Below are 2802 nucleotides of genomic sequence, written 5' to 3' on the forward strand. Positions count from 1 at the left end.
CAATTGCCCGCCGCCACGGCGCGCGACCGGCCCGGTGATCGGGAGCCGCCGGAACGGCCCGACGGGCGGACATCCCGGCGCGTTCCCGGCCAACCGCCCGCCTGCAACATGTTCCCTGCATTTCACCGCCATGGCCCCCCTCGCGTTCCGCCAGACACGCCCTTGTGTCCACGCGTGACTTGGGTAAAGAATAGCATACCCGCGCGGGGGCGCAACGCACCGGGTACCCATCGGGTATGCCCCTGACGTCCGCGTCCGCCTCTCCCGCGCCAGTCCGCCACCCCGGCATGTCCCGGCCATTCCCCAATCGTGCCCAATGATTTCATAACCGGACGCACATCTTCCGGAGTTTCCATGGCCACCCGCCGCACCCGTACCCCCGCCGCCCCCCCGGCCACGCCCGGAACCGACGCCGACATCGCCGGCAAGGCACTTATCACGGCGGCACGGCCCGTGCTGCTGGACATCGAAGGCCAGATGGAACTCTTTCTGACCCGCTGGTCCGAGCGCATGCGCGAGGCGGGCTACCTGCGCCACACCACGGCCAAGCGGCAGGACTGCATAGATTCGCTGCTGGGGTTCCTGCACCCCCTGCACGCCGCCCTGCACGCCGGGCTTGCCCCCACCTTCGGCGACCTGGTGCGCGAGATCGAAGACGGCGCAAGCACCACCGCTCCGCAGGGCTGGGGCCATGAATTGCTGGCATCGGCCCGGCGCCACCGCATGCGCGGCGTCACCGAAGCCATGTTCCTGGGCTGCTTCCACACCCTCGTGCACGCGGTGCTGGACGTGGTGGAGGCCATGCCCGCGCCCCGCCGCGCCCGTGATGCCGCCGCGCAGATAGTGCGCCTGTACGGCGACGCCTTTTCGGTGCTGTTCACCCGCCACTGGGAATCCCGCCGGGCAAAAGTGGACACAGTCCAACTGGACGAGGCCAACCGCCTGCTCACGCTGGAAAAATGCAAGGTGGAAAACTTTCTCGATTCCACCTCGGACATGGTGCTGGCCATCGACGCCGCGGGCATCATCACCAGCGTCAACCGCACCGCACACCGGCACCTGGCCGGGCGCGCGGTGCCCGGGCTGCCCATCTGGGCGGCGCTGGGACTGGAAGGCGAAAGCATGGAGGACCTGCTGCGCTTCTATCCCCTGGGCGTCTCGTGCGAAATCACTCCCGCCGCCGCGCCGGAAATGGCGCATTCCGCCGCACCCAGCCACCCCGAAGTGGGACCGCCCCACGCCGCGCAGGTCTTCCGCATGCGCATTTCCCCCCTCAACGCCGTCAGCCTGGCCAGCGACGGGTACCTGGTCATGCTCACCGACGTGACCAGCCACGTGCACCAGCGCGAGGCGCTGGAACGGGTGGTGGCCGAACGCACCGAGGCCCTGCGCGAGGAAAAGGCCCACCTGGAGGAAATGAACATCACCCTGCGCACCGTGCTGCGCAACATCGACGGCGAACGCGCCGAGATCAACCGCGAGGTGGCGCGCAAGGTGCACGCCATGCTGCTGCCCGCGCTGGACCACCTGGAAGCGGACATGGAGCCGGAGGTGCGGCGCGGCTACCTGACCGTGATCCGCGACCAGTTGCTGCGCCTGGCCCCGGGGGATGCCGGGCCGGACCCGCTGCTGCTGCGCCTGAGCCCGGCGGAAATGCGCATCTGCCAGTTCATCCAGGCGGGCAGCCCCACCAAGGATATCGCCAGCGCCCTCAACCTGTCCGTGGAAACGGTGCAGACCCACCGCAAGAACATCCGCCGCAAGCTGGGCCTGCACGGCAAGGACGCCAGCCTGTGCGCCTTCCTGCGCAGCGCCCCCGGTCCGCGCACCACGCCTTCCGGGGAATAGTTCCGGGCCAGCCCCCGGAACCATTCCCCGGAAGGCGTGGCGCCCCGCGTACCGAACTTCGCCCTCCTCCGCCGCCTCTCGGGGCTTCATGCCCACCCCCGCCACATCTCCATCCGGACGCTTCCACTCCGCATCGGGTAGGCAGCACTACCCATTATCACCCCATTTCGTAGCCTTGTGACAACCGTCCCCCCGGACTAGCCTGCATACATCCAAAAACAGGCCACCGTCCGCGTGCCCGCGTGGCGGTACGAACGGCCCGAGGAGACACGATGGAGCATACCCCCGCCATACCCGGCGCGCCCCCAAACGGTGCACTGAACGGTGCACCGGATGCGCTGGCGGCCCATACCGCGACCGGCTCCCTACCCCCCGGCAACGCGCGCCAGTCCTGCCTGCTGCGCGGCCTGCGCGATCTGTTCGCCGCGCGTGGCGCGGACGACCTGCGCGCGGCCTCTCTGGCGCTGGACGACTGCATCGCCAGATACGGCACCCCCGCGCCCCTTCCCCCAAATGCGTCCGCCCAACACGGCAAAGGCGACCAGCATGGCCCGGCCCGGCAGGCTGCCGCCAGTCATGCGCATGACGACCAGTGGCGCGACGCCGAGTACGCCTTCAACCGGCTGTTCGTGGGGCCCATGGCCGTGCCCGCCCCGCCCTATGCATCGGCCTGGCTGGAAGCCGAACCCCGCCTGATGGGCGAATCCACCATGGACGTGCGCGACCTGTACCACGCCCTTGGGTATGCCGTACCCGACGAAGGCGCCACGCCCGACGACCATCTGAGCTTCGAACTGGACGCCGCCCTGGCCCTGCTGGCCCTGCGCGACGCGCCCCCCCTCCCCACCACCGACACACGCAGGGAGCGCGGCCTGGCCGTGGACGAGGCCTGGTGCTGGCTGGTGGCGGAACACATGGGGGCGTGGGTGCCCCGCTTCGTGCAGCGCGCCCTGG

Annotated in this window: 2 protein-coding genes; both read left to right on the forward strand. The window is 69.8% G+C overall.

Annotation, left to right across the window (positions count from 1 at the left end):
* Window positions 1–354: 354 nt before the first annotated feature.
* Window positions 355–1848, forward strand: coding sequence for a LuxR C-terminal-related transcriptional regulator (locus FVW27_RS12430; RefSeq protein WP_208294765.1), 1494 nt, complete (start codon window positions 355–357; stop codon window positions 1846–1848).
* A gap of 272 nt (window positions 1849–2120) precedes the next feature.
* A partial coding sequence (locus FVW27_RS12435) for a molecular chaperone TorD family protein (RefSeq protein WP_167125579.1) occupies window positions 2121–2802 on the forward strand: 682 nt, incomplete at its 3' end.

Source organism: Nitratidesulfovibrio liaohensis (genome assembly GCF_011682075.1).
Classification (GTDB): Bacteria; Desulfobacterota; Desulfovibrionia; order Desulfovibrionales; family Desulfovibrionaceae; genus Cupidesulfovibrio; species Cupidesulfovibrio liaohensis.

Bases quoted from the DNA above. Each gene is read 5' to 3' on its own strand.
- FVW27_RS12430 (WP_208294765.1), top strand. From the start codon at position 355: ATGGCCACCCGCCGCACCCGTACCCCCGCCGCCCCCCCGGCCACGCCC.